The sequence below is a fragment of the Mucilaginibacter sp. GW821-FHT07G05 genome (assembly GCF_059418565.1).
In genome coordinates this window covers 44,825-69,816 of sequence record NZ_JBWKQC010000010.1, presented here as the reverse complement: position 1 = coordinate 69,816, position 24,992 = coordinate 44,825, and the positions used below count along the sequence as shown (strand labels likewise).

Annotated in this window: 29 protein-coding genes and 1 pseudogene; 21 read left to right on the top strand and 9 right to left on the bottom strand. The window is 47.9% G+C overall.

Translation table 11 applies throughout. The annotated features are described in order from the left end of the window. Nucleotides 1–70: 70 nt before the first annotated feature. The 3 genes and pseudogenes from AC07NA_RS21695 to AC07NA_RS21685 form a co-directional block, all read left to right on the top strand. Nucleotides 71–442 carry a response regulator transcription factor gene (locus AC07NA_RS21695; RefSeq protein ID WP_494899718.1) on the top strand — a complete coding sequence of 124 codons (372 nt, stop codon included), beginning with the start codon at nucleotides 71–73 and terminating at the stop codon, nucleotides 440–442. An 8-nt stretch (nucleotides 443–450) separates the two neighbouring features. Then, nucleotides 451–915: a low affinity iron permease family protein gene (locus AC07NA_RS21690; RefSeq protein WP_494899716.1), complete on the top strand. Its 465-nt coding sequence runs from the start codon at nucleotides 451–453 to the stop codon at nucleotides 913–915. A gap of 325 nt (nucleotides 916–1,240) precedes the next feature. Further along, a pseudogene (locus AC07NA_RS21685) lies at nucleotides 1,241–1,456 on the top strand (DUF1003 domain-containing protein); the annotation flags it as partial. 167 nt (nucleotides 1,457–1,623) lie between these two features. Here AC07NA_RS21685 and AC07NA_RS21680 read toward each other — a convergent pair. From AC07NA_RS21680 to AC07NA_RS21670, 3 genes are all read right to left on the bottom strand, one after another. Further along, nucleotides 1,624–3,111, bottom strand: coding sequence for an alpha-amylase (locus tag AC07NA_RS21680; protein WP_494899714.1), 1,488 nt, complete (start codon nucleotides 3,109–3,111; stop codon nucleotides 1,624–1,626). Nucleotides 3,112–3,179: 68 nt separating this feature from the next. After that, complete coding sequence (locus AC07NA_RS21675; protein WP_494899712.1) at nucleotides 3,180–3,707, bottom strand: YciE/YciF ferroxidase family protein; 528 nt, start codon at nucleotides 3,705–3,707, stop codon at nucleotides 3,180–3,182. A gap of 28 nt (nucleotides 3,708–3,735) precedes the next feature. Next, complete coding sequence (locus AC07NA_RS21670; RefSeq protein WP_494899710.1) at nucleotides 3,736–4,677, bottom strand: manganese catalase family protein; 942 nt, start codon at nucleotides 4,675–4,677, stop codon at nucleotides 3,736–3,738. A 122-nt stretch (nucleotides 4,678–4,799) separates the two neighbouring features. Between AC07NA_RS21670 and AC07NA_RS21665 the strand changes: the two genes are divergently transcribed. From AC07NA_RS21665 to AC07NA_RS21645, 5 genes are read left to right on the top strand one after another with little or no spacing between them, the layout of a single operon-like run. Next, nucleotides 4,800–5,801 (top strand): STAS domain-containing protein, encoded by a 1,002-nt coding sequence (locus AC07NA_RS21665; protein ID WP_494899708.1) that lies wholly within the window; start codon nucleotides 4,800–4,802, stop codon nucleotides 5,799–5,801. A gap of 11 nt (nucleotides 5,802–5,812) precedes the next feature. Continuing rightward, complete coding sequence (locus AC07NA_RS21660; protein ID WP_494899707.1) at nucleotides 5,813–6,223, top strand: STAS domain-containing protein; 411 nt, start codon at nucleotides 5,813–5,815, stop codon at nucleotides 6,221–6,223. Next, nucleotides 6,201–6,617: an anti-sigma regulatory factor gene (locus AC07NA_RS21655; protein WP_494899705.1), complete on the top strand. Its 417-nt coding sequence runs from the start codon at nucleotides 6,201–6,203 to the stop codon at nucleotides 6,615–6,617. Before AC07NA_RS21660 ends, AC07NA_RS21655 begins: the two co-directional genes overlap by 23 nt. Then, complete coding sequence (locus AC07NA_RS21650; RefSeq protein WP_494899703.1) at nucleotides 6,610–7,620, top strand: ATP-binding protein; 1,011 nt, start codon at nucleotides 6,610–6,612, stop codon at nucleotides 7,618–7,620. The genes AC07NA_RS21655 and AC07NA_RS21650 overlap by 8 nt, the downstream gene beginning before the upstream one ends. Beyond that, complete coding sequence (locus AC07NA_RS21645) at nucleotides 7,617–8,813, top strand: ATP-binding protein (RefSeq protein WP_494899701.1); 1,197 nt, start codon at nucleotides 7,617–7,619, stop codon at nucleotides 8,811–8,813. The genes AC07NA_RS21650 and AC07NA_RS21645 overlap by 4 nt, the downstream gene beginning before the upstream one ends. Nucleotides 8,814–9,047: 234 nt before the next feature. On the opposite strand, the gene AC07NA_RS21640 is transcribed toward AC07NA_RS21645, so the two are convergent. Beyond that, on the bottom strand, nucleotides 9,048–10,133 hold the full coding sequence (locus AC07NA_RS21640) for an SDR family oxidoreductase (protein WP_494899699.1): 1,086 nt from the start codon (nucleotides 10,131–10,133) through the stop codon (nucleotides 9,048–9,050). Between the two features lie 140 nt (nucleotides 10,134–10,273). Here AC07NA_RS21640 and AC07NA_RS21635 point away from each other — a divergent pair, with 140 nt between their 5' ends. Genes AC07NA_RS21635 through AC07NA_RS21600 form a run of 8 tightly spaced genes read left to right on the top strand, consistent with a single transcriptional unit; the run spans nucleotide 10,274 to nucleotide 17,344 of the window. Beyond that, entirely contained in the window at nucleotides 10,274–11,482 is a 1,209-nt protein-coding gene (locus tag AC07NA_RS21635) for a zinc-dependent alcohol dehydrogenase (protein WP_494899697.1), read from the top strand. A 24-nt stretch (nucleotides 11,483–11,506) separates the two neighbouring features. Next, nucleotides 11,507–12,616, top strand: coding sequence for an NAD(P)-dependent alcohol dehydrogenase (locus AC07NA_RS21630; protein ID WP_494899695.1), 1,110 nt, complete (start codon nucleotides 11,507–11,509; stop codon nucleotides 12,614–12,616). Next, the gene (locus AC07NA_RS21625) at nucleotides 12,616–13,461 is read left to right on the top strand and encodes an SDR family oxidoreductase (protein ID WP_494899694.1); all 846 of its coding nucleotides are present in this window, start codon (nucleotides 12,616–12,618) and stop codon (nucleotides 13,459–13,461) included. Before AC07NA_RS21630 ends, AC07NA_RS21625 begins: the two co-directional genes overlap by 1 nt. A 58-nt stretch (nucleotides 13,462–13,519) precedes the next feature. Beyond that, nucleotides 13,520–14,317, top strand: a complete 798-nt coding sequence (locus AC07NA_RS21620) for an alpha/beta hydrolase (protein WP_494899692.1) — start codon at nucleotides 13,520–13,522, stop codon at nucleotides 14,315–14,317. Nucleotides 14,318–14,328: 11 nt separating this feature from the next. Next, a complete protein-coding gene (locus AC07NA_RS21615; protein ID WP_494899690.1) occupies nucleotides 14,329–14,898 on the top strand; it encodes a DUF4142 domain-containing protein in 570 nt (189 codons plus the stop codon). An 11-nt stretch (nucleotides 14,899–14,909) separates the two neighbouring features. Next, a complete protein-coding gene (locus AC07NA_RS21610; RefSeq protein WP_494899689.1) occupies nucleotides 14,910–15,905 on the top strand; it encodes an SDR family oxidoreductase in 996 nt (331 codons plus the stop codon). A 9-nt stretch (nucleotides 15,906–15,914) separates the two neighbouring features. After that, entirely contained in the window at nucleotides 15,915–16,670 is a 756-nt protein-coding gene (locus tag AC07NA_RS21605; RefSeq protein ID WP_494899688.1) for an STAS/SEC14 domain-containing protein, read from the top strand. An 8-nt stretch (nucleotides 16,671–16,678) separates the two neighbouring features. After that, complete coding sequence (locus tag AC07NA_RS21600; RefSeq protein WP_494899687.1) at nucleotides 16,679–17,344, top strand: flavodoxin family protein; 666 nt, start codon at nucleotides 16,679–16,681, stop codon at nucleotides 17,342–17,344. Nucleotides 17,345–17,955: 611 nt separating this feature from the next. On the opposite strand, the gene AC07NA_RS21595 is transcribed toward AC07NA_RS21600, so the two are convergent. From AC07NA_RS21595 to AC07NA_RS21580, 4 genes are all read right to left on the bottom strand, one after another. Next, a complete protein-coding gene (locus AC07NA_RS21595; protein WP_494899685.1) occupies nucleotides 17,956–18,207 on the bottom strand; it encodes a hypothetical protein in 252 nt (83 codons plus the stop codon). 264 nt (nucleotides 18,208–18,471) lie between these two features. Further along, nucleotides 18,472–18,813: a nuclear transport factor 2 family protein gene (locus tag AC07NA_RS21590; RefSeq protein WP_494899684.1), complete on the bottom strand. Its 342-nt coding sequence runs from the start codon at nucleotides 18,811–18,813 to the stop codon at nucleotides 18,472–18,474. 10 nt (nucleotides 18,814–18,823) lie between these two features. Next, a complete protein-coding gene (locus AC07NA_RS21585) occupies nucleotides 18,824–19,738 on the bottom strand; it encodes a helix-turn-helix domain-containing protein (protein WP_494899683.1) in 915 nt (304 codons plus the stop codon). After that, entirely contained in the window at nucleotides 19,725–20,546 is an 822-nt protein-coding gene (locus AC07NA_RS21580; RefSeq protein WP_494899682.1) for an SDR family oxidoreductase, read from the bottom strand. The genes AC07NA_RS21585 and AC07NA_RS21580 overlap by 14 nt, the downstream gene beginning before the upstream one ends. Before the next feature lie 157 nt (nucleotides 20,547–20,703). Here AC07NA_RS21580 and AC07NA_RS21575 point away from each other — a divergent pair, with 157 nt between their 5' ends. From AC07NA_RS21575 to AC07NA_RS21555, 5 genes are all read left to right on the top strand, one after another. Next, complete coding sequence (locus tag AC07NA_RS21575; protein WP_494899681.1) at nucleotides 20,704–21,282, top strand: TetR/AcrR family transcriptional regulator; 579 nt, start codon at nucleotides 20,704–20,706, stop codon at nucleotides 21,280–21,282. Nucleotides 21,283–21,464: 182 nt separating this feature from the next. Continuing rightward, nucleotides 21,465–22,244 carry an SDR family oxidoreductase gene (locus AC07NA_RS21570; RefSeq protein WP_494899679.1) on the top strand — a complete coding sequence of 260 codons (780 nt, stop codon included), beginning with the start codon at nucleotides 21,465–21,467 and terminating at the stop codon, nucleotides 22,242–22,244. 45 nt (nucleotides 22,245–22,289) lie between these two features. Next, the gene (locus AC07NA_RS21565) at nucleotides 22,290–22,775 is read left to right on the top strand and encodes a nuclear transport factor 2 family protein (RefSeq protein WP_494899677.1); all 486 of its coding nucleotides are present in this window, start codon (nucleotides 22,290–22,292) and stop codon (nucleotides 22,773–22,775) included. Then, nucleotides 22,768–23,496, top strand: coding sequence for an SDR family oxidoreductase (locus AC07NA_RS21560; protein ID WP_494899675.1), 729 nt, complete (start codon nucleotides 22,768–22,770; stop codon nucleotides 23,494–23,496). The genes AC07NA_RS21565 and AC07NA_RS21560 overlap by 8 nt, the downstream gene beginning before the upstream one ends. Nucleotides 23,497–23,532: 36 nt before the next feature. Continuing rightward, a complete protein-coding gene (locus AC07NA_RS21555) occupies nucleotides 23,533–24,288 on the top strand; it encodes an SDR family NAD(P)-dependent oxidoreductase (protein ID WP_494899673.1) in 756 nt (251 codons plus the stop codon). 53 nt (nucleotides 24,289–24,341) lie between these two features. Here AC07NA_RS21555 and AC07NA_RS21550 read toward each other — a convergent pair whose 3' ends face one another. Next, the gene (locus AC07NA_RS21550) at nucleotides 24,342–24,947 is read right to left on the bottom strand and encodes a TetR/AcrR family transcriptional regulator (RefSeq protein WP_494899671.1); all 606 of its coding nucleotides are present in this window, start codon (nucleotides 24,945–24,947) and stop codon (nucleotides 24,342–24,344) included. Between the last annotated feature and the right edge of the window lie 45 nt (nucleotides 24,948–24,992).

The window sequence follows — 24,992 nt, the reverse complement described above, 5'->3', positions numbered from 1 at the left end:
TCTACCTACGAAGAGAGTGCGCTTTTGGGCTCATTTTTTAATTAGTGCGATGCTTAAAACACTAATTATAATGGAAACTCCTAAAAAAATACTGGTCGTCGATGATGACAATGACATCCGCGAGGTGATCCACCTGATCCTGGAAACCGAAGGTTATGCCGTCAATGAGATGGACAATGGCCATGGTATCGCAGCGTTAGTGGAACAATTGCATCCTGATGTGATCCTGCTCGATGTAATGCTCGGCGATATGGACGGTCGGGACATCTGCCGGGAACTGAAAGCCGCTGCCCAAAGCCGGGATATCCCGATCATCATGGTTTCGGCCACGCATGCGAAGGATGTCCTGCAGGACAATGGCTGCCAGGCGAATGATTTCCTGGCGAAACCTTTTAATATTGACGACTTAATCGAAAAAGTTGGCTATTATGCCGCGGCTTAAATACCCCAATGAAAAAGAAAATGAATTTCATGGAGCGGTTTTCCAACTGGGCGACCGCTGCTACCGGCAGTTCGGCGGCATTTATTTTTGCGGCCCTGACGGTTGTCGTCTGGGCAGTTTGCGGCCCTTTGTTTAAGTATTCCGAGACCTGGCAGCTGGTGATCAATACCGGAACGACCATCATCACGTTTTTAATGGTGTTCCTGATCCAGAAATCCCAGAACAAAGATTCCAAAGCGATCCACTTGAAATTAAATGAACTACTGGCTTCGCATGAAGGCACCAGTAACCGCATAGTGGATATTGAGAACCTGACCGAAAAAGAGCTGGACCATTTACATAAATTCTACGCGCAATTATCGGCCTTGGCGGAAAAAGAGGATGATATCACCTGCACGCATTCGATCGACGCGGCCGAAGAAAACCAGAAACGCAAATCCAGCAGGCGTACACCGCTGAAAAAGCAAGCTTAAAGATTTTTTAAGCTTGCTGCTTTTATATGGCCTTTTGTTTCGGGCAGGCGAATAGTGTACCTGCTACGCTGACCCGTGCCATGGCTGATCATGTAGCGAAATGTGACACCACAATTGAGTCAGATACCCGCCAACGACAGCCGCAGCCGGCAGTACATGGACTTTACCTTTCCTTATAATTTCTGAAGCGGCACAGTGTGAACAAACAGCGCAAGAAGGCGGCGCAGGTCAGCGATAATTAATTTGATGATGATTAGCATACGGCTTCCCGCAACGACGGCCTGAGTGCCCGGATCACCGATCTCTTCGGCAGCTTACGTTTTTTGTGAGTGTGTATCGCTTATATAGTTTTTACTTTCTCTGGAACCTGGGGCTGCTGAGGCTGAAACCTGTCGAGCCTTACCTTTTCGGCGGACTGGAGCTGGGTGTATCTATCTTTGCGATTTTTCTTTCGGTTGCGGTCCTGATCAGCCAGCACCGTCAACGTCAGCTCGAAAAAGTGCGCAAAGCCTTGGAATTCAAAACCAATGTGCGTGCGGAGATAGAAATCACCAAGATCCTGCGTATGCTGGAAGTAATTCAGAAAAAGCTCGGCATCGATGCACCTGATGTGGAACTGGAACAAATAAAACAAAATACCGATCTCGATCACATGCATGCGCAAGCGCACCAACAGGCCAAAGAAGATCAGTATAAAATGTTATGCAATTATTGTTTTAGAACCCATACGGCAACCAAACCGGCTTGTACTTTAAATTCTGCCCAGCCGTTCTCGTTAATTGTGATTTCGTCTTCAACTTTTTGCAGCAGGTCTGTCAATATTTTACCGGCAAACCGGCTGCCGATCTCCATATTTTTTGTACCGGCTTCGCCATTAGACAAGATGACCGCGCAACCGGAGTTGGGATGTTCTTCATCGCCTGCACGTGTCCAGCCGATGCAGTTCGGATGATCGAAATAATCGCGCTGTTCGCCATAAGCAAAATGTTTACGCGCATACAGCAAGGCTTCCATTTCGTTGACCTTATCAAGGGTCACCTTGTGGTCTTCACCGTCACCGCCTTTGTCTTTATACCGCGCACCGTACAGATCGGTATAGAATACGCAGGGATACCCCTCGTTACGCAATAAGATCAGCGCATAAGCTAAGGGTCGGAACCAGGCCTGCACGGGTTGTTCCAAAGATTGTAAGGGCTGGGTATCATGATTCTCCACCAGGGTGACCGCCAGACCGGGATTGGTCTGTACGAGTGTGCCATCGAAGATCGTGCACAGGTTATAATTGTTCCCTTCGTTGGAAGCTTTGTGAAAGTTGCCTTGTAAAGGCGCGTCGAACAAAGACAAACGGCCACAGGTCGCTTCGATATAATCCAGCATGGGCTGCAGGTGATAAGGCTCCCAGTACTCTCCTACCGTAAAAAATTCATGGCCTAATTCCGCGCGAAGGTAATCCAGCCATTCATTAAAAAAGGTCGGGTCCATATGCTTAACGGCGTCCAGTCGAAAGCCGTTAAAGCCTACGGTCTCATAATACCATTTGCCCCAGCGTTTAAGTTCTTCGCGCACGTTCAGATTACGAAAGTCGATATCGCAAAGCATTAGGAAATCATAATTACCGTTCTCATCGGACATCACCTGCTGCCAGCCATCACCGGATTCGTTCTGGATGCTGAAAATGGCTGTTTCCTCGGTACGCGCATCATAATCCACACCGGCAAAACACTGGTGATTCCAGATGAACTGCGAATATTGACCCTTGCGACCGGGGAAGGTAAATTTGGTAAAGGCTTCGATCTCGTAGTGATCGCTGATAAATTCATTGCGGTTCTCCGGGTTAACTTTACGAACCGTAATGGTCTCCTTTTCATCCGCGCCGCCCATATGATCCAGCACGATATCGGCATACACCTTTAGACCGGCGGCCTTGGCTGCGGCCACCGCATCGATCAATTCCTGTTTGGTGCCGTATTTGGTGGCTACCGAACCCTTTTGGTCAAATTCCCCCAGGTCGTACAGATCGTAAGAATCATAACCATTGGCTTGATTGCCCGCCATGCCTTTATGAGCGGGTGGCAGCCAGACGGTATCGATACCGATATTTTTCAGGCGTTCCGCTTCAGCCTTGAAATGGTTCCACAAACTACCGTCTGCCGGGTAATACCATTCAAAGAATTGCAACATCGTAAAGTTTTCCATGTATAAAAATGTCAAAAAATAAGGCTGCCTTTCAGCAACCTTATCGATAATTTATAAAGTTATTAAGCTTATTCAGCAACCGCTTCAGCGTTCACCAAACTTTCGGCGATCGCGGTCAGTGCTTCGTCGGTGGCTTTTTCGTTATCCAGCGTTTGCTGTAACAGGTCAGCCACATTCTGGTGTCCCATAGCAGCCGCTAAAGTCCGCAAACCACCGTAGGTAGCGATCTCGTAATGTTCTACTTTCTGCGCGCCAAGGATCAAACCGCAATCTCGGATCATGGTACCTTTTTCCGTATCTTCAATGATACCGCTGGCTTCTTCCAGTATACCGGCCATCGCATCACATTTTTTGGCTGCGGCTTTTTCGCCTAACAGCTCAAAAGCTTTTTCCAAAGTTTCGATATGCGTTTTGGTTTCGCCCAAATGTTTATCAAAGGCTGCGGCCAGTTCGGGGCTGGTTGCCGCTTTCTTCATTTTAGGCAAGGCCGTTGCCAAATGTTTTTCAGCCCAGTAAATGTCTTTCAATTCGTCTACAAAGAATTCGTGGAACTCTGTATTTTCCATTTTGCCTGTTTTTGAGGTCGTTGTTTTCATGGTAATTGATGTTTGTTATGTTATTGTTTTAGTCTTTTATGGTTTTATAATCGCTCCACTGAGCTACGCCTGCCGGTTCGGCATTTTTCTCTTCAGTGCTTTTCACTTCGCTCATTTTTTTGTCCAGCTTTTCCGCATCCTTTAGTTCTTTACTGAAATCATCAGATAGCTTGGTTTGCCCAACTGTCGTCACGGCCTGAGCGATCGGGTCAGCTACGTAAACCCAGTCTTTACCCATATCCGGTATCTCGCCTTCATTCCAGGGTCCTCTGATGGTACCGGCCGATAGATTGTAGACGTTTTGCAGGTAGCGCGGGTCAGCGCCTAATACGCCGGGCGGGAAGTTATCGGGAATACTGTTCAGTGCTGCCTCGAACATTTTATAGTGGGTCACCTCACGGGTCATTAAGAATGACAGTGTTTCGTGAATATAAGGGTCATCGGTAAATTTCATCAGGTGCTCGTAAACCAGTTTGGCCCGCGATTCCGATGCTAAATTCGTACGCAGGTCGACCGTCAGGTCACCGTTGGAATTGACGTAAGAAGCGCACCAGGGAATACCCTGGCTATTGCGTGGGGTTACGCCGCCACCGGTAATAATAGCGAACTGCGGGTTGGCCGACAAAGCCGCGTGGATCACACTTTCTTTTTCGGCTTTGCCATTCATGGCAACCATGAAGTCCGTTTGTTCAGCGGCATCTTTTAGTTCGCCGTTAACTCCTTTTAATAGCATCTGTATGGTGGCGCCGACGATCTCCAGGTGGCTGAATTCTTCGGTAGCGATATCCATCAGCATATCATATTTGTCCGGGTGGGCGGCCTTCGCGCCAAACGCCTGGGTGAAGTATTGCATGGCCGCGGCCAGCTCGCCGTTCTCGCCGCCGAACTGCTCTAATAATAAATTGGCAAAGCGCGGGTCAGGGCGCGACACCCTGGCATTGAACTGCAGGTCTTTTACATGATGAAACATGATTGTAAATTTTAAAGTAAATAATGTGGTAGTTCCCAGGATAACATCCCGGTGAGGAGAGATTATAATGTGTTAATACAACCTCTCTGGATAACTTATGTTTTAACCTGCGCGTAATTATTTTGACTACTAATTTATTATTAGCGGGGCGGCAAAATAATTTGGTCATTGCCAAATCAATTGTCTACCTTTCCTCTTTATTCCACTTTGCCAAGTTTGGAAAATATAGCTTATCAATTTTTAACCTGTATCCTTCACTCATGTCACTAAACACCCAAGCGTTGTTAAAAAACAAAAAGAAAAATATACTGGAACTTTGGATGAAGAACCAGTTGGCCGACGAAGGCTTACGTGAAGACCTGATCAGTAATGACGAACTGCGAAGCCAGTCGGAAGAACTGATCAATGCGTTGGTCAGCAATTTATCCGCTGATAACTTTACCAACTTGGATTCCGACGAGTGGAGCCCGGTGATCGAGATCCTGGGCGGAATTGCCATTACGCGTGCGCGTCAGGGTTTCAGCCCGCGCGAAACCGGTAATTTTGTGTTCTCGCTGAAAGAAGCCATTTTAGATGTACTCCAGCAGGAGATAACTGATGACCCGGCGACGCTTTTCAAGGAAAGTCTGAAAGTCAACCGCATCATGGACAGTTTAAGTGTGGTGACCTTCGAAACCTTTATAAAGGGCCGCGAAGAAGTGATCCTTCGTCAGACGGACGAGATCACGGAAATCTCAACACCGGTGATCCGGGTCTGGGACGGCATTCTGGCATTGCCGATCATCGGTACACTGGATAGCGCCCGCACTCAGGTCGTGATGGAAAACCTATTACAGGAGATCGTGGAAACGGGTTCAAGTATAGCAATTCTGGATATTTCAGGTGTGCCGGCGGTAGATTCGCTGGTGGCGCAACATTTGATCAAAACAGTAAGCGCGACACGCCTAATGGGTGCAGAATGTATCATTAGTGGTATTCGCCCGGAGATCGCGCAAACCATCGTACATTTAGGCATCGACCTTTCCAACATTATTACCAAAGCAACTCTAGCCAGCGCGCTGGCTCATTCATTTAAAGTGATGCGGCTGGAAGTAAAAAAAGTCGGTACAGTTACAAAAATTTAAAATCCTGAGCAATGGATAAAATCCCTATTCTACGGATGGGTGCCTTTTTGCTGGTGACGATACAGGTTGACCTTTACGACCGGCTGGCGCTCAATTTAGAGGCCGACCTGGTACAGATGGTTAACAAAACTAATGCAAAGGGCGTTTTAATTGATATTTCAGCGGTATCCATCGTGGATTCGTTCATGGGCCGGATTATCGGTAATATCGCTAGTATGTCCAAGATATTGGATGCGGAAACAGTGGTCGTGGGTATGCAGCCCGCGGTAGCTATTACATTAATTGAGCTGGGCTTGCCGCTGAAAGGCGTGCACACCGCTTTGGATATGGAAAAAGGCATGAATTTGCTGAAAACCATGATCGACGAGACCGAAGACGAAGCAGACGAAGACCAGACCGATGATGACCTTATCGCTGAGTAAAGATACGATCCAGGTCTTAAAGGAGCAGGATGTGGTTTTTTTGAAGAACCGCATTAAAGAAACGGCCGTCAAGATCAAAATGGGTTTGGTTAACCAGACCCGCCTGCTGACCGCCGCCAGCGAACTGGTGCGTAATATGATGCGCTATGCCGAGGGCGGGGTTTGTATCATCGAGGTGGTGTCCAGTGGCCGCAACAACGGTGTGCGGTTGACATTTTCGGATAAGGGTCCAGGTATTCCCGATATAGCTGCTGCCATGCGCGACGGTTTCTCCACCGGAAAAAGTCTGGGGCTCGGCCTGCCCGGCACCAAACGGCTGGTCAATGAATTTGATATCAAAAGCAAGGTTGGCGACGGAACCGTGGTCACCATTTTAAAGTGGGCCAATGGTTGACGCAACGCATATCAGTTTTACGGCCGATGACCGCAGTTATTTTTCGCTGATCAAAAAAGAGATCCACCGGCTGGCCACGGAAGGCGGGATAGCGCCCGCCCGGATCAACGAACTTGACCTGATCGTGGCCGAAATGACTTCCAACCTCTTTAAATACAGCAACGACGGCGAATTGCTGATGGGTGTCTTTGCCAATGGCGGCAACCCTTATGTCGAGCTGATCAGCATCGATAACGGCCCCGGTATGGTGAACCCGGCCAGAATGATGCAGGATGGCATATCCACCTCTAACACGCTGGGCCATGGCCTGGGCAGTATGAAAAGAATGTCGGACACCTTCGAATTATACTCACAGATCGGCTGGGGCACGATCGTACTGAGCCGTGTGTACAGCGACCCAGATAAGGTAAAGGAAAAGCACCAGGTCATCATGCGCCCAATCGTGGTTGCCAAGCCGGGTGAAAAGACCAGCGGCGACGGCTTTGTTTACAAGAAAACCGATAAGTACCTGAAAATGATGCTAGCCGATGGCCTGGGCCACGGACCCGAGGCCAACAAGGCGGTCAATGAAGCGGCCAATGCTTTTAAGATCTTTCCGGATTACAGCCCGACCGAAACCATCCGCTTTATCCATAACGATATCAAGAAAACCCGCGGTGCGGTCATTAACATACTAGCCTACGATCCCGCGCGCAAGATCTGGACCTTTGCCGGCGTGGGTAACATCGCGGCCCGGCTGTTCGGCCCGGTTAATTTTAAGAACCATATGTCTTATAACGGCATTGTCGGGCATAATATTCCCAATACGATGAATGACCAGGAATACCCGGCTGAAGAATTTAACCAGGTGATGTTATGTTCAGACGGGATCAAAACGCGTATCGAACTGGCCCGTTATCCGATGATGTATAAATACGATTCCACGATCTTAGCGGCAGCGGTCTATAAAGACCATGCCCGGCGCAATGATGATATGTCGGTAATAATTGCAAAAGTAAAATGAATAATGTAGTAGCGATCTCTTTAGAAAATGAGATGGACCTGGTGCTGGCACATAAGCGGTCCATGAGGGTAGCCGAAAAACTGGGTCTGACAGTCGCGACGCAAACGACCTTTGCTACCGCCGTGTCCGAGATCGCCCGTACGGTGATCGAACACACCGATGACGGCATCCTTCATATTGGTCTGGAGCAAAATAAAACCCGCTTCAGCCTGATGGCTACCGTGACTTTTGATAAGGAAATCAGGTTTACCAATGCCGATGCTGGCTTTTATTATGCGCAAAAGCTGTTGCCGGAGTTTGTCCTGACGGAATCGGAGCTGAACAATATGATCACCATGAAGATCGGTTTGCCGCGGTCCTTAAAGCTCGACCCGGTAAAGATCGCGGCACTAAAAAAAGACTTTGAAGAAGAAGCGCCGCTGAATCCCTATGAAGAGATCAAACAACGCAACCTGACCCTGCACCGGCTGGCCAGCGAGAAAGAGGAGGAACTGCGCCAATCCCGGCTGATCGATGAGAAAAAGACCGAATTCATCTCCATCGCGAGCCATGAGTTGAAGACACCGATGACGGTACTCAAAGCTTATACACAGATGGCTAAAGCGATCAAGGACCCGATTCCCGAACACCTTCGCTCGTTGCTGACCAAGATCGACGTGCAATCTAATAAACTGATGACCCTGGTGCATCAGTTACTGGATATCTCCAAGATCGAGAACGGTAATCTGCAATACCATATGCAGCCTGTCGGCCTGAACGCGTTTTTGAATAGCCAGGGAGCTATTATGCGCAATATCTTACCCCATCACGAACTCCATACCGCCTTTTGCGATGATGTGTATGTACTGATCGATGAACTGCGCATGGAGCAGGTCATGGCTAACCTGCTGGGTAATGCCAGTAAATATTCAGAAAAAAATACCCTGATCACGATCAACACCGCCTTAACCGAACCGGGTATGATTACCATAAGTATCAGCGATCAGGGCCGCGGGATGGACGCTGAAACAAGAGCTGCTGTCTTTGAAAAATTCTACCGGGCAAAGGATGTGCTGAAAAGCCACACCGGACTGGGTATGGGGCTTTTTATCAGCTCCAAGATCGTGACGGACCACCAAGGCAGGATATGGGTGGAAAGCAGCCCAGGTAATGGTTCGACATTTAATTTTATGATCCCACTGGTTACCGCATGAAAGGTTGCTAATCTTTGATGACGACGAGGATATTCTCAATATCTGCAGCTTTATCGCCGCAGTCAGGATAGGTGAGCACGATCCAGTCGGCTTCCTCAAGGGTACCCCATGAGGGTGGTATCGCAGCCACGCAAAAGATCAAATGCGACCCGGATCTTTGTCCTATCCCGGTGATCTACTTTTCTGCGAACAGCGACATCCAATCTTTGGGCTGCGGCGGAGGCTGATCATTATTTATCCAAACCCTTCAACCTCGATTAGCTGAAGATAAGGTCTCGTCGGTGGTCTAAAACTAAATCGAAACAAGGGTATGCCTATTATCAAAGCATATTCAACTTGCTTTTTTTTTTTCATGACCTGTAGCACGCAAATCGCCAATCCGGTCAGCAATATCCCAGCGACATATTTTCGGTGCGCTTTAGGCTCGCCCGGCAATCCAAAACCTCCATGGGTACTCATGCCGTATTCCACCGTTGTAAATACATTGCCGTCGCTTAACGCTATTTCATCCGCAGCATTCAGGTATTTACGCATGACCAGTCCGGTGGCTTTGGTCATCAGTTCCGGGAAAAGGGCATGGCCAAATTTTAACAACAGCGAAACGCTGCCCACATAAGTATTGGCCGAGGGCCGCTGCGCAACTTTAACCATCGCCTGCGCGACACGCACCGGGTCATAGACCGGTGGTGCCGGTTTCAAAACTTTACCGGTATAATTGCCTGCATGCTGGATGCCGGGCGTATCCAGGAAAGCCGGGAACAGGTCGCAGATATGGATCTCCGGCCATTCGGTCAGTTCCCCTTTCAAAGCTTCCGACCAGCCGCGCAAGCCGAACTTAGCCGCAGTATAACCCGCCCCGTACGGCACCGGTAAAAAGCCGCCGATGGAAATATTATTGATGAGCGTGCCCCAGCCTTGTTCTTTAAAAAATGGTAGCACCGCGTGCGCGCCGTTCATATAACCCAGGAGATTGGTTTTGATCACCTGCTCATGCACCGCCATCGGCGTTTTGTCGAAATCACCGGCTGCCAGTACACCCGCATTGTTTACCCAGATATCGATCCGGTCCTGCCAGTTCACGGCCGCATTGGCTAATGCGATCATGGCTTTGGCATCGCTGGTATCGGTCACTACAACTAAAGCCTGCGCACCCAGTTCCTCGCATTCCGCTTTAACCTCGTTTAAGGCTGACCCGTTCCGGGCAGCCAGCACCAGGTTGGTTTGATATTTAGCAAATTCCAGGGCCGCTGCTCTTCCGGCACCACTTGATGCCCCGGTGATGACTATCGTTTTTCCCTGCAAACTGATCGTTCTTTTCATTTAAGTGTTTTGCAGAATAACCCGGCCGGGAAACCTAAGTTTTAAAAACAAGTTAAAAAATATAATTTTTATTTAAAATTAACCCAAACTATAAGCGGAAGCTCCTGTTCCTTTTAGACATCAAAATCTGAATTATACTTATGAAAGCAGCAGTATTCCACAAACCCGGCGACATCCGCTACGATACCGTTGAAGATCCGCGCCTGGAACAGGACACGGACGTCATATTAAAGGTTACTTCGACGGCCATTTGCGGCTCTGACCTGCATATACTCAGCGGCGGTGTCCCGCAAACCCACCCGATGGTGATGGGCCATGAATTCATGGGCATCGTTGAAGAAGTCGGCAAAGGCGTCAAGAACCTGAAGAAAGGCGACCGCGTAGTCGTACCATTTCCCATTTCCTGCGGGCATTGCTTTTTCTGCCAGCATGATGCTTCGCCCGCCTGCGAAAACTCCAACTACAAACATTACGGCCCGGAAGGCGATATGGCGGACGGTAAAGGTGCCGCCCTGTTCGGCTACACCGACCTTTATGGCGGTTATTCAGGGGGACAGGCCGAATACGTCCGCGTGCCCTATGCCGACATCAGCCCGCGCGTAGTGCCTGAAAACATGAGCGACGAGCAGGTGCTGTTCCTGACCGATATTTTCCCTACCGGCTGGTCGGCTATCGACTGGGCGCAACTGAAAGGCGGCGAGGTAGTCGCTATTTTCGGTTCCGGCCCCGTTGGCCTGATGGCGCAGAAAGCCGCCTGGCTGAATGGTGCCAGCCGCGTGATCGCCATCGATCCGCTCAATTACCGTTTGGAAAAAGCCAAAGCCGTTAACAAAGTCGAAACGCTCAACCCGCATGAAGTGGACGTGGTAGAAGCCATCCGCGAAATGACCGGCGGCCGTGGTGCCGATGTTTGCGTCGATGCGGTAGGCTTTGAACCTGAACGCGACATCATGGACAAAGCCAAAGCCCTTTTCAATTTCGAGGTCGGCAGCATGAAAGTGCTGGATATGTGCCTGAAAGCCGTACGCCGCTTGGGTACTGTTAGTATCATGGGTGTTTATGGCTCGACCTATGATAATTTCCCGCTGCACCGTGCCTTCGATAAAGGCATCACCCTGAAAATGGGCCAAGCACCGGTGCTGAACTATATCGATCACCTGATCGAACTGGTCAAAACCGAGAAAGTGGTACTGGACGATATCATCACCCATACCTTACCATTAAGCGAAGTGACCCGCGGCTACGAGATCTTTGATAAAAAAGAAGACGACTGCGTAAAAGTGGTACTGAAACCCTGGGAGCAACGCAAGGAAACTGAAAAGACCGAACCGGTGGAGATCAAAAATTAATCAAAGCAAGAATTAATACAAATTATGGAAACGACAGCCACACTGGAAAAAATAGCCACTAAAGCCTATGGTGCCTCAGGCGCACTGATCGGCGGCGAAACCCTGAAACCGATGGACTTTGAGCGCGACGCGCCGCAGGTCAACGAAGTATTGATCGAGGTACTCTATTGCGGCGTTTGCCACTCGGATGTGCACCAGGTAGCGAACGACTGGAAAAACACGCTCTATCCCTGTGTACCCGGCCACGAAGTGATCGGACGTATCACTTTTGCTGGCCAAGCCGTCACCAAATTCAAGGTCGGCGATATCGTGGGCGTAGGCTGTATGATCGACAGTTGTAAAAGCTGTTCGGCCTGCCATGAGGGCGAAGAACAATTCTGCGAACACCCGCACGGACCGACCATGACCTATAATGGCTACTTCGTAGCTGATGAAACCAAATACAATACCTTCGGCGGCTACTCCAATAACCTGGTCGTGAAAGAAGATTTCGTGCTGCGCATCCCGGAAAGCCTGGACATCAGTAAAGCCGCACCCATCCTTTGCGCCGGTGTGACAACTTACTCACCGTTGAACCACTGGGGCGTAAAAGCCGGTGATAAAGTAGCCGTGGTGGGTATCGGTGGTTTGGGCCACATGGGCGTGATGATCGCCAAAGCCATGGGCGCGGAAGTGACCGCCATTACGACCAAAGAAGAAAAACGTTCGGTAGCTATTGAACTGGGTGCCGATCAGGTGATCGTGTCGGAGAACGAAGCGGAAATGAAGCAGTATGAAAAATACTTTAATTTCATTTTGGTAACAATCCCTGATCCGTTCGATATTACCCCTTACATTTCATTGATCCACCGTCGCGGTAATTTGGTTACCGTTGGTTTGCTGGCACCTTATAAAGCGCCGCTGAACAATATGGAACTGGCTTCACAAGCCCGCAGTGTGGGCGGTTCGCTGATCGGTGGTATCGCCGAAACCCAGGAAGTACTGAACTTCTGCGCTGAGCACGGCATTTTGCCGCAGGTAGAAATGATCAATATCCAGGATATCAATGAAGCTTATGAAAAGATCAAGGACGAGGATGTGCGTTTCCGCTACGTGATCGATATGGCTTCTATCAAACAGGAGAGCGAAGCATAATGGCAAAGACCCCGGCAAAACAAAACAAGCAACCCGGTATAGAGGCCAACATGGACCCGACACCGGAATATATTAAAAGCAGCTACGCAGGTTCCAGTAAGCTGCATGATAAAGTGGCACTGATCACCGGTGGTGATTCGGGTATTGGCCGGGCGGTCAGCGTGCATTTTGCGCGCGAAGGCGCGGATGTAGCAATCGTTTATTATGATGAGGATATCGACGCCAAAGCAACCAAATCCCTGGTGGAAGCGGAAGGGCGGAAATGCCTGTTGTTGAAAGGTGATGTCAAAAAAGCTGCTTTTTGTAAAAAAGCGGTGGCCGCCACTGTTTCCAAATTGGGCGGGCTGAATATTCTGGTCAATAATGCCGGGATACAGGTACCCCAAAAAAATCCAAAGGAGATCGACGAGAAGCAACTGGAGGATACTTTTCGCACCAACATTTTTGCCTATTTCCATTTTGCTAACGAAGCGCTGGAATACCTTTCCGAGGGTGACTGTATCATCAATACCACTTCGGTAACGGCTTATCGCTCCTCGCCCAACCTGATCGACTATTCTTCGACCAAAGGGGCGATCACCAGTTTTACCCGATCACTGGCCACGAATCTGACCGATAAAAAGATCCGGGTAAATGCGGTCGCGCCAGGCCCGGTCTGGACGCCGCTGATCGTTTCCACTTTTGATGAGGAGAAGATCAAAAAGTTTGGCAGCGAAACAGCCATGAAGCGTGCCGGTCAGCCTTCGGAACTCGGCCCGGCTTATGTTTTTCTGGCTTCGGACGATGCTTCCTTTATCACCGGGCAGGTCATCCATGTCAACGGCGGAGAGGTCGTCAACGGTTAATTTATTTTATCATCATGTTCTTTTAAAAACAATCTTATAAACACTCCATCACCTATTTATGAAAACCATCGTATTTATTCACGGCATGTTCCAAAACCCCAAAAGCTGGGAAAAATGGATCGCTTATTTTTCTGAAAAAGGTTATAACTGTATTGCGCCGGCCTGGCCGTTGCATGAAGGTGAACCGGCAGATCTGCGAAATAACCCACCAGTTGGTTTGGGCGACCTGCACCTGCAAACCATTGTCGACGAAATGGAGCGCGTCGTTACCGCACTACCGGAGAAACCCATCGTGATCGGCCACTCTGTTGGCGGTTTAATTGTCCAGTTATTAATGGCTAAAGGATTGGTAGACATCGGCGTACCAATCGATTCAGTAGCACCCAATGCCATGCTGGCTTTTGACTGGGGCTTTATGAAGAATAGTGCGCTAATTGCCAATCCATTCAAGGGCAACGAACCTTTTATGATGGACTTTGAAAGTTTCCACGGTTCTTTCTGCAATACGATGAGTGAAGCAGAAACCGAAGTCGCCTATAATGAAACGGCCACACATGACAGTCGCAATGTACTGCGTGATTGTATGGGTGAAGCGGGTCAGATCGATTTGGACCTGCCACATTCGCCATTATTGTTTATCGGCGGTGTGGAAGACGAGATCATTCCTTACGACCTGAACGAGAAGAATGCTAATGCCTATAGCGACGAGGTGAGCATTACGGGCTTCAAATCATTTGAAAGGCGCGGCCACTGGATCTGCGGTCAGGATGGCTGGCAGGAAGTAGCTGAATACATCAGTGACTGGCTGACACAGCACGAATTACAAAAATATCATACTACATCATTAACATTATAAAAACAAATCAAATGAAAGACAACACTATTGAGCGCAGAGATTTTTTGAAAAAATCCATGGCATTAAGCGCAGGCCTGACATTAGCGGGCGGTATGCTACAATCATTTAATGCCGAAGCAGCAACTGTTGTCGACAATCCGATGGCGGCCAACGAAAAGCAATTCCGGATGGGCGTTATTGGGCCGGCCGAGTTATCACTGGCCACCAGCCAGATCGCGGTCAATAAAGCCACCAACAAAAACGCCAAAGAATTCGCCGGTTTTGAACTGGGTGAGGCCATTGCGGTGACGGGTGTACTAAAAGACCTGGGAACACCGGTACCGGCTATGGATGCCAAAGCGAAGGCTACGCTGGAAAAGATCAAATCGACGCCGGCAGGGCCTGAGTTTGATAAAATATATATCAAAGCGCAGCTGGAGAACCACGAGTTTTTACGCGACCTGGCGCAGAATTACATCAGTAAAGGCAAGCTGGCAGGCGCAGCGGAAAATCAGGGCAGACACTTGGCGACCTTATCCCTAGCGGTATTTAAAGAGCACGTGGCGATTACCAGCCGGATTTTGAAAGAACTCGGCGCGTAAAACACAAAACGATGAACGAAGAAAATAAAATCAGCCGGCGACAAATGGTCGCCGGTTTAGGCACGACTTTGGCAGCTGCAGCAGTAGCGCCGGCATTCGGCGCTGTCAACCCTACTACGGAAAACATGGAATTAGAAGACCCTACCACCAAATATCCCAAGCCACCATTCCGGGAGCAAAAACAGGAATGGCCGGGTTTGGCCAGTAAAATGACCCCGAAACCGGATCACGGCGAAACCAGCTATAAAGGTTCGGGCAGATTGAAAGGCCGTAAAGCTTTGATCACCGGCGGCGATTCCGGTATGGGACGCGCCGCTGCGATCGCCTACGCCCGCGAGGGTGCGGATGTAGCCATCAACTATTATCCGACCGAAGAACCGGATGCACAAGAAGTGATCGCACTGATGAAGACGGAAGGCGTGAAAGCGATTGCCCTGCCAGGAGATCTGCGTGACGAAAATTTCTGCAAAAAACTGGTGGAAGATGCGGTTAAGGCGTTAGGTGGTTTGGATATCGTAGTCAGTAATGCCGGCCGTCAGCAAAGTCATGCCTCGATACTGGATATCAGTACCGAACAGTTCGACTGGACGATGAAAACGAATATTTATGCGCCATTCTGGATCATCAAAGCAGCGTTGCCGCATTTGAAACCTGGTTCGGCCATCATCGGTACCACCTCAGAACAGGCTACTGATCCGACACCGGACCTCTATGATTATGCGCAAACCAAAGCCGCGACTACCAACTATATCCGTTCGCTGGGTAAACAATTGGCTCCAAAGGGCATCCGTGTGAACGGCGTAGCTCCCGGCCCGATCTGGACGCCTCTGCAGGTCAGCGGCGGCGCTTCGATGGAAAAGCTGAAACAATTCGGCGGGCAAACGCCGATGGGCCGTCCCGGTCAACCGGCCGAGCTGGCTTCCATCTATGTACAATTGGCCGATCCGGGCGCAAGTTATGCAACCGGCCAGGTCTATGGTTCCACCGGCGGCGCAGGCATGCCTTAATCTCTTTTTATGTTAACGATCATCAAAGATTTGCCTGTCCATGTGCTGGGCATTCGCGCCAGCGGCGAGGTAACGGAGTATGATATGAAAACCGTGTTGCGCCCTGCGCTGGATGAACTGGCGGAACGTACCGGTAAATTGAATTATCTTTTGGTGCTGGATACCGATGTCCAGAATTTCACAGCCGCCGCCTGGTGGCAGGACATGATCGCCGGGCTGAAGCATTTTATCGACTGGAACCGCATTGCGGTGGTTACGGATCAAAAAGCGGTGGAAGTTTTCACAGACCTATTTGAACTGAGCGTGCCAGGCAAGTCTAAAGGGTTCAAGCCTGATGAATTAAATGCTGCCAGGGACTGGGTCAGCCAGACACCGGAGAGCCATAACGCCACCATTAAAAAAGTGGCCCGGATCGCTTTGGGAGCCAACCTGGTGATTGCCGGCATCGGCCATCTGACCTTTGCCCGTAAGGGTTTCCAGGCGCAGGTGCCTAACTGGGTGCCGTTGAAAAAAGATGATACGGTAGTTTATTCAGGTATTGCGGAGATCGCCTTGGGCAGCGCGCTCATCCTAACTCCTAAAAAATATGAGGACGCCTTGGGTAAGCTCGCTGCCGGTTTTTTCGCGGCGGTATTTCCGGGCAATCTTGCTCAGTATGATCACCATCGCATTGCGCTGGGCTTGGATACCGATCAAAAACGTTTTACCCGTTTGTTTTTCCAGCCTTTACTCATCCTTTGGGCTTTAAAAAGCACATCCAAATAACCTATGATATGAAAGCACTATTCATCAACTGTACCCTTAAACGCAAACCTGACTTTTCCAATACCGGCGCAATGGCTGAAAAGGCCGCTGAGCAACTCCGCGCTGAAGGTTTTGACACCGAGATCATCCGCCTGAACGATTATAACGTGCTTACCGGCAACAGCGCCGATGAGGGAGATGGCGACCAGTGGCCGGAGATCCTGGAAAAGATCAAGGCCTGCCAAATATTTGTGATCGCCACCCCGATCTGGATGGGGCACCTGGCCTCTACTTCTCAAAAAGTGATCGAAAGGCTGGATGCCATTTTCCGCGACGAAAGCTTGATGGACGAAAAGACCGGTCAATATATGCCTTACAACAAAGTAGGTGGTTGTTTGGTCACCGGCAACGAAGACGGCGCGCACAGCTGTGCGGCGCAGGTGCTCTGGGCCTTACAGGAGGTCGGTTTTACGATACCTCCGAATGTGAATGCCTATTGGGTAGGCCTGGCTGGCGGCGAGAAAGATTACGTGGAAGCGGGTGGCGAACGTTATCTTTACACCAATAAAAGCCTGCGTTATATGACCGCTAACCTGTCCTTTATGGCGAAACTCCTGGCTGCTAACCCGTTCACGACCAATTTGAATGAAGCAGAAGAAAAGGCCGAAGCGGAAAGCGATAAGGAAGATGAATAGGGTGTTATAATCATTCTGGATTGATTATCGGATTGCAAATTAAATAGCTGAGGTATTTTTAACTCCATTAGCTATTTAATTTGGCTACCGACCTATATTGAGAAAGACATAGGTTAACGTTTTTAATGCTCAAATAAAACGTATGAAAGACTGCTGTAACTTCGAAATTATGGTTTATAATAGTCAAATATTAAGACCAAATTATTTTAATCTCTTGGCAAGTACTTTTGCATCCAAAAAGTACATTAGTGTTAGATATCAGAAGGTTAAAATAATAGAGTAATCGTTCGGAAACAATGATGTCCAGCCCGTAGGGGAAATATCTCGAACTCTTTCATAGGTGATTTGAAACGTTTGGCTGGATAAATCAAGTTTAAACAAGTTTAAAAAATCCTCGAGGGGAAAGACATCGAACTCTTTTGGGTAGATATAATCCAAGCCAAATTTATTGGGGTTCGAGTCCAGTCAAGGGAAAATTTACTAAAAAATGCGAAATGGCCTAAAAACATTGGTTGCATGAGGCCCTTAAGTAACCTGTATTTGGTTATTTGCTATATTTCACCATAAGCATTTGACAATAGGTATTTTGCAAAAATGTAATTAACAAAAAATTATAAATCCGTAACCGTTACGCTGGTTAACGTATCCAATAATTCTTCCCCATAAGCAGAAGCGGGCGACTGGACGCCAGCTTTATAGTCACCATGAATTACACGCGACGCGAGTTCAATTGCTGATAATACAGTAGGCATATATCCGCCTGGCGTTTCAGCTAATGTTCTTACTACGGTGCCATCGGCACCGGTCACCTCTGCGATAAATTTACTTTTTTGTTCAGATTCTTGACTGTCAGTTTTGGGCACTGGTTAAAAAAGACAGTGACTTTACCCACGGTCTTGTATTGAACCTGATTCAAAAAGCTATCGACCAAAAAGAGATCGTTACAGAATCTGACGCCGAAACCATAACCAACTCCATTACCAGCTCCTTCACCGGCTGGCAAGAATCTTACATTAGTTACCAGGATCCGATCAGAATAAAAAAGATGTCCGCATATCTGATTTCCCAGCTTTCAATATAATTTCTGTAACAGAAGATTATATTCAGCTCCTTATTAAACTATTCAATCAATCCAGATCTGCATCAATATGTTCGATCAATCCCGCATCATTTAAACGCATATCAAGCCATCCTGTCTCGTGACCAAAGTCACCTATAAAATCTACTTTTGCCAGTATTTTTCCAGGGCCGGGATGCTCAAATGAGAGCAGTTGGGTCTTTGTATGGTAGCCGATGAAGAACGTAACCATATATTTTTTAACACCCGATATACCCTCAAATTTTTCTCCTACTGAAACATCTTCGATCACGGCATCCGCAGCAAAAAGGTCCAGGACGGCCTCAGTGTCAAAGCGGTTGGTTGCTGCTATAAATTGATGAGCAATTTGCTCAAGTTCTGTATTATTCATTGATGATCTCCTAATTTAATGATTGCCTGAAGCCAAGCGGGGACGTTTTTGTTTTAGTTTTGAACAAGCGATTAAAAGATTGCGGGTGTTCAAAACCCAGTTGGTAAGCTATCTCTGCGACAGAAAGTTCACTCGCACTGAGTAATTCCTTTGCCTTATCAATCAGTTTTGCATGGATATGCTGCTGTGTACTTTGCCCGGTAAGCGTGCGGAGCATATCACTCAAATAGTGCGCTGATATGTTAAGCGCTGTTGCCAGGTCATCCACGGCCGGCAGGCCATTGGTTAAAGGCTTGCCGGTATCAAAATAATCAGCGAGGAGGGTTTCAAAACGGGCAAGCAATTCGCTGCTCGCTGTTTTACGGGTGATGAACTGTCGGTTATAAAAGCGTTTGCTATAGTTCAGTAGTAGTTCCACCTGTGATACCATCACATCTTGACTGATCTGGTCTATAGCGGAATCAAGCTCCACTTCGATATTTTTGAACAGGCCTATAATCACATGCTTTTCTTTGTCGGATAGGTACAAGGCCTCGTTCGCCGAGTAGGAAAAAAAACCATAATTTATGATGCTTTTTCCTAAAGGGTATGCCCTGATAAAATCAGGATGGACGAGTAAGGTGTAACCACCGTAATCTGCTTCACCCTCCAGGGCTGTGATCACCTGGTTAGGTGAAATAAATGATAAGCCACCCTCGTCAAAATCATAATGGCTTTGCCCGTACTTAACCTTGCCGCTATAATTTTGTTTATAGGAGATCTTATAGAAATTAAACAGCATACCTTTTTCCAGTTCGGCAGTATCCGCGGTAATATTGCTATAGTCTACCAGGCTGATCAGGGGGTGCAGCGGCTTGGGCAAGCCCAAAGCCCGGTGCAGTTCTGAGATCGAGTTAAAAATGACTGGTTGTTTAGCGGCTTTCATACGGGCTGCGCAAGTTAAGGTATTTTGTCAGATCAATGCGGTAAGCTTCCGGGCCTTCGGCCAGGCGTTTGGCATACAGCCGTACCGCGTCATTTCCGGCCGGGTAAGTCAACTGGTCTTTGTTGTCGGTTGCAGCGGTATACACCACTTCGGCGATCTTTTCAGCATCGGTAAACTCCATCAGCGTACCATCCTGAAAGCCCTCCATCATTTTGGCCATGGTGGCGGCATAAGCCGGGTCATCAGTAACCTGCATAGCTTTGGTAAAATCGGTTTTGATGCCACCAGGTGCTACGTTCTTGATACCAATGCCAAATTCTGCGAGGTCATAAGACAGGCTTTCAGCTAAACCCTGCAACGCCCATTTTGAGGCATTGTAAATAGCGGACTGGGGGTTTGAGGTCAGGCCGCAAAGCGAGGTGGTATTAATAAACAACCCTTGTTTGCGTTCCCTGAAATAAGCGACAAATGCCCGGATCACTGAAAGTGTTCCAAAAAAATTGGTGTCAAACTGTGCCCATATCTGTTCCTCGGTATGTGATTCGACGGGACCAATTAAACCATAACCCGCATTGTTGAACACAATATCAATACCACCAAGTGCCAATGCATTGGCTACCGTACTTTGCACCTGCGCTGAATCAGTTACGTCAAGCGGTAACAACGTCATATTGGATAATTGGCCAAGTTCGGTATCCTTTTCAGGTGACCTCATGGTGGCGATGACATTCCAGCCTTTTGCCTGAAATAATTTGGCGGTTGCTTTACCTAAGCCGGCCGATGCGCCGGTGATGAAAATCGTTTTCATATTTAATTCCTTTTGTGTAATACAAAGGTCAGGCTTCGCAGCAGCGCCTAATAAACCGAATCGGACCGTATTGTAACCGAAATGAAGTGATCCAATATAAAATATGACATTATTTTAGAACAAGTGTTTTAAAATAACTTTAGGTTTGCGTTGCATTATGGCAAGGAACTTAGCATTTAATGAAGAAGAGGCGACTAAAAAAGCGATGGAACTTTTTTGGAAAAAAGGCTATAGCGGCACATCTATCCGCGATCTGTCTGAAGCCATGAACGTGCACGTTAGCAGTATCTATAATACCCTGGGCGACAAACACCAGTTGTTTGTTACATGTATTCGTAATTACACGCAGGGACGGATGCAGGACGCGTTGGCCCATGCCGCTAAGATCAAATCACCGCTAGAGGCGATCATTAGTTTCATCAATGTTTCGGCCAATACGATCGTTTACAGCGACAATAGCTGCTTAGCCATTAAGACGACTTTCGAGGTAGCTGCCACAGACCCGGATGTTCAGGCTGTGCTTCGTGAAGATAACGATTTTACACATAAATTTTTATCAGAACTGATCAAAAAAGCAATCGAGCTCAAGGAACTTGATGCGGATACAGATGCCGAAACGGTGACCGATTTTATTATCAACACCTTTACCGGCTGGCATGAGTCTTACATTTTGCATAAGGACCCGATCAAGATCATGCGCATGGCCAAATACCTGATCGCGCAGATCTCCCGCTAAAAACATAATATAATTGATGACAATGAATATCACCAAAAGCCGGATCTTATTTTAGAGCAGTCGTTCTAAAATAATCCTGGTAGTAAATAAACTGTCGCCCAAAACGTCTGAAATTTTAGAGCAATTGTTCTAAATCAATTTTTAGAAAGCAAATTTTTAACAACATATATTTTATAATCAACATGGAAAACAAAGAATTGACGGGTAAGATCGCATTGGTGACAGGCGGAACCAAGGGAATAGGAAAAGCGATCGCAGACCGGTTAGCGCAGGCCGGCGCTACCGTAATTATTACTGCCAGGCATGAGCCGGCAAGCAATGAGTACAGGCACCATTTCATTAAAGCCGACCTGGCAAAAGCAGAAGAAGCAACACCTGCTATAGCAAGTATTCTTGAACAATTCGGAACGGTCGATATCCTAATCAACAACATGGGCGGGTCGACCAGCCCCTCAGGCGGTTTCAGCAAATTAACCGATGAACATTGGGAAAATGATCTGCAATTGAATTTGCTGGCTCCCGTGCGTGTTGACAGGGCTATCCTGCCAACAATGCTGGAACAAAAAAGCGGAGTGATCATTCATATCTCTTCTGTAAGCGGGGTGATCCCAATCTGGGAATCATTAGGCGCTTATGCCGTGGCGAAAGCAGCTTTGATTAACTACAGTAAAAGTCTGTCAAAAGAGGTCAGCCCTAAGGGTATCCGCGTGCTGACCGTGTCGCCGGGCATGGTTAAAACCGAAACCATGGGTAACTACCTGCAAACGCTCGCTGATGAAGCAGGCATTACCATAGAAGAAAGCACCGATGCGGCGATGAAAAGTCTTGGCGGTATTCCGATGGGCAGAATGGCCAGCCCCGGGGATGTGGCCGAGCTGGTTGGTTACCTTGTTTCACCCAGGGCATCATACCTGTCCGGTGCCAACTATATCATCGACGGCGGTACAAACCCAACAGTGTAATTCAAAGTTTAAATCAACCATAATTATTAATTAAAATCAAATAACATGAATCAGTCAACGTATAAGATCAGCAGTGAAAGAGAGATCGAGAATTTGATCGCGCATTACACCCACCTATTGGATAAGGGCGACCTTGTCGGGGTCGGCGCCTTGTTTAAACATGGCAGAATAGGTTCACTTGGCCAATATACCGACGGAGCTGACATCGCGGCCATGCTGAAATCTAACCTGCAGATTTATCCTGACGGCACGCCCCAAACCGCGCACGTAACCACCAACACGGTGATCAAAATCAATGAGGATGAGACTTCGGCCACTGCAAAATCATACCTGATCATCTATCAGCAGGATGCTGAGCGGTCATTCCCTTTACAGCCGGTCATGACAGGTACCTATGATGATATTTTTGTTCGTATTGACGGGCAGTGGTATTTCAAGGAAAGAAGCCTTTCCATGGGTTTTGCCGGAGACCTGTCGCATCATGCTAACCCGGATGGGCCATCCGCCAAAATATTGAAAGATAATGAATAAGCAAAAAACGGCCCTGGTCACCGGGGCGAATAAAGGCATCGGGCTGGCCACAGTAGAAGGGCTGGCCCGGCAAGGTTACAAAGTTTGGCTGGGTTCGCGGGATCAATCCCGCGGCCAGGCAGCCGTTGAAAACCTTCGTTCAAAAGGACTGGATGTGCACTTGCTGCTGATCGATGTGTCTGACGACAGCAGTGTGCTGGAGGCCGCACGCGTTTTAACGAAGCAAATTGCACAGCTGGATATTTTGATCAATAATGCAGGTGTGGCACTTGATCTGAAAAGCCTGCCTGGCGACGAAAAAATGGATGTGATCCGGGAAACTTTTGAGACGAATACATTCGGGCCCATCCGGGTAACGCAGGCTTTATTGCCTTTGCTCAAGGCCAGTGCGCAGGCACGGATCGTCATGTTAAGCAGTATCGTGGGTTCAATAGGCCTCAGTTCTGATCCAGATGTCATTTATGGGCAGGTCAATTTTATGGGCTATTCCAGTTCAAAAGCAGCGCTGAATATGATCACCGCCGCATTTGCAAAGGAACTCGGTCCGCTCGGCATTAAAGTATATGCCGTTGAACCCGGACACATCCGTACTGATCTCAATGGAAACACAGGGACGCTGAGCACCGAAGATGGCGCTGCCGTGCCACTGCGGTATGCAACCATGAACCTAGATATTCCAAATGGCGGCTTTTTCGGACCTGACGGCATACTGCCCTGGTAGTAGTAAAGACGATCAGCAATTTTTAAAAATTAGATAATGAACAAATTAGCAAATAAAGTCGCCCTTGTAACGGGCGCGTCAAAAGGCATAGGCGCAGCAATTGCAGCAGCGTTTGCTGTCGAGGGCGCAAAAGTGGTTGTAAATTATACATCAAGCCCGGCAGATGCCGAGAAAGTGGTTAACAGAATTAAGGAAACCGGCGGCACCGCTATAGCCGTACAGGGCGATATTTCCAACCCGGCAGACGTAACCAAACTACTCGAAGCTACTAAGAATGCATTTGGCACCCTGGATATTTTAGTGAATAATGCCGGGGTCTTCCAATATGCCCCGATCGAGGAAGCCACCGTAGCTTCTTTTCACCGGCAATTCGATGTGAACGTTTTAGGGGCTTTTTTAGCTATCCAGGAGTCTTTAAAATTGTTCAGTTATAAGGGTGGTGTTATTATCAACATCAGCTCTGGAGCGAGCAGAACACACGTTCCTACCGGATCGCTCTATTCCGCCAGCAAGGCGGCACTTGACGCATTAACAATTGCATTATCTAAAGAATTTTCAGGCCGGAATATCCGGATCAATTCTCTTTTACCGGGCGCTATAGAAACAGAGGGTACACATAGCAACGGTTTTATCGGCAGTGAATTCGAAGCAAAGATTGTGGCCAATACCCCGCTCGGACGTACCGGTCAGCCGGATGATATTTCAAAAGTGGCCGTATTTCTGGCCTCTGATGACGCAGGCTGGATCACCGGTGAACAAATTTCAGTCTCCGGAGGCATTTTCGGACTCTGATCTAACCCAAACGGGCGTTCCAACACTTAGTTGGAGCGCCCTTTGATAAAACGTTAGGCTGGTAGCAGCATGGATTTGATCAGGCTCCTGAGCGCATCTTTCATGATCTGATCGTTCATTTCCTCATCAATATCTTTGAAATAATAATTAACTGAAGCCAGGCCATGGACAAATGCTATAAAAGTTAAATACTGACGCTGAAATAATTCATCAGACAGTCTGCCGGAGTTGGAAAAGCGATCCATTTCCTCCCGAAAAAGACCAATAAACTTATCCATCCCGGGAAAGGCCTTTTTAACGTCCGATATGCCCGTACCCACGGCATACATCATTTGATAAATTTCCTTTTGATCTACCGCGAAATGCAAATAATTGAATAGCATGTTTTCGATTCTTAAAGCCGGACTATCCTCTGGTTTTAAGCCTCGTTTCAGGCAATCTACCAACATTACATAAACTTGCTTTGATAATTCAATTAATACAGCTTCTTTATTAAGAAAGTAAGAATAGATAACAGGCGGAGTATAATCAATACGTTCGGCAATCTTCCTGATGCTTAAGCTTTCAACTCCCTCCGTTTCTACAATGTCCATCGCCACAGTAAGAATACTATCGTGAACATCTTTTTTCAAGCGTAATATCCGCTCTTTGCTTCCCATAGCTTTTAAATTATAATTTTAAAATTAGTCATATAAAAAAGCAAT

Coding starts and splice junctions, on each gene's coding strand:
- AC07NA_RS21620 (WP_494899692.1), top strand. CDS start 13,520: ATGAAAACCATCGTATTTATTCACGGCATGTTCCAAAACCCCAAAAGC.
- AC07NA_RS21570 (WP_494899679.1), top strand. CDS start 21,465: ATGGAAAACAAAGAATTGACGGGTAAGATCGCATTGGTGACAGGCGGA.
- AC07NA_RS21660 (WP_494899707.1), top strand. CDS start 5,813: ATGGATAAAATCCCTATTCTACGGATGGGTGCCTTTTTGCTGGTGACG.
- AC07NA_RS21630 (WP_494899695.1), top strand. CDS start 11,507: ATGGAAACGACAGCCACACTGGAAAAAATAGCCACTAAAGCCTATGGT.
- AC07NA_RS21565 (WP_494899677.1), top strand. CDS start 22,290: ATGAATCAGTCAACGTATAAGATCAGCAGTGAAAGAGAGATCGAGAAT.
- AC07NA_RS21600 (WP_494899687.1), top strand. CDS start 16,679: ATGAAAGCACTATTCATCAACTGTACCCTTAAACGCAAACCTGACTTT.
- AC07NA_RS21695 (WP_494899718.1), top strand. CDS start 71: ATGGAAACTCCTAAAAAAATACTGGTCGTCGATGATGACAATGACATC.
- AC07NA_RS21580 (WP_494899682.1), bottom strand. CDS start 20,546: ATGAAAACGATTTTCATCACCGGCGCATCGGCCGGCTTAGGTAAAGCA.
- AC07NA_RS21625 (WP_494899694.1), top strand. CDS start 12,616: ATGGCAAAGACCCCGGCAAAACAAAACAAGCAACCCGGTATAGAGGCC.
- AC07NA_RS21585 (WP_494899683.1), bottom strand. CDS start 19,738: ATGAAAGCCGCTAAACAACCAGTCATTTTTAACTCGATCTCAGAACTG.
- AC07NA_RS21650 (WP_494899703.1), top strand. CDS start 6,610: ATGGTTGACGCAACGCATATCAGTTTTACGGCCGATGACCGCAGTTAT.
- AC07NA_RS21575 (WP_494899681.1), top strand. CDS start 20,704: ATGGCAAGGAACTTAGCATTTAATGAAGAAGAGGCGACTAAAAAAGCG.
- AC07NA_RS21610 (WP_494899689.1), top strand. CDS start 14,910: ATGAACGAAGAAAATAAAATCAGCCGGCGACAAATGGTCGCCGGTTTA.
- AC07NA_RS21645 (WP_494899701.1), top strand. CDS start 7,617: ATGAATAATGTAGTAGCGATCTCTTTAGAAAATGAGATGGACCTGGTG.
- AC07NA_RS21550 (WP_494899671.1), bottom strand. CDS start 24,947: ATGGGAAGCAAAGAGCGGATATTACGCTTGAAAAAAGATGTTCACGAT.
- AC07NA_RS21680 (WP_494899714.1), bottom strand. CDS start 3,111: ATGGAAAACTTTACGATGTTGCAATTCTTTGAATGGTATTACCCGGCA.
- AC07NA_RS21640 (WP_494899699.1), bottom strand. CDS start 10,133: ATGAAAAGAACGATCAGTTTGCAGGGAAAAACGATAGTCATCACCGGG.
- AC07NA_RS21590 (WP_494899684.1), bottom strand. CDS start 18,813: ATGAATAATACAGAACTTGAGCAAATTGCTCATCAATTTATAGCAGCA.
- AC07NA_RS21670 (WP_494899710.1), bottom strand. CDS start 4,677: ATGTTTCATCATGTAAAAGACCTGCAGTTCAATGCCAGGGTGTCGCGC.
- AC07NA_RS21635 (WP_494899697.1), top strand. CDS start 10,274: ATGAAAGCAGCAGTATTCCACAAACCCGGCGACATCCGCTACGATACC.
- AC07NA_RS21615 (WP_494899690.1), top strand. CDS start 14,329: ATGAAAGACAACACTATTGAGCGCAGAGATTTTTTGAAAAAATCCATG.
- AC07NA_RS21605 (WP_494899688.1), top strand. CDS start 15,915: ATGTTAACGATCATCAAAGATTTGCCTGTCCATGTGCTGGGCATTCGC.
- AC07NA_RS21555 (WP_494899673.1), top strand. CDS start 23,533: ATGAACAAATTAGCAAATAAAGTCGCCCTTGTAACGGGCGCGTCAAAA.
- AC07NA_RS21655 (WP_494899705.1), top strand. CDS start 6,201: ATGATGACCTTATCGCTGAGTAAAGATACGATCCAGGTCTTAAAGGAG.
- AC07NA_RS21690 (WP_494899716.1), top strand. CDS start 451: ATGAAAAAGAAAATGAATTTCATGGAGCGGTTTTCCAACTGGGCGACC.
- AC07NA_RS21560 (WP_494899675.1), top strand. CDS start 22,768: ATGAATAAGCAAAAAACGGCCCTGGTCACCGGGGCGAATAAAGGCATC.
- AC07NA_RS21675 (WP_494899712.1), bottom strand. CDS start 3,707: ATGAAAACAACGACCTCAAAAACAGGCAAAATGGAAAATACAGAGTTC.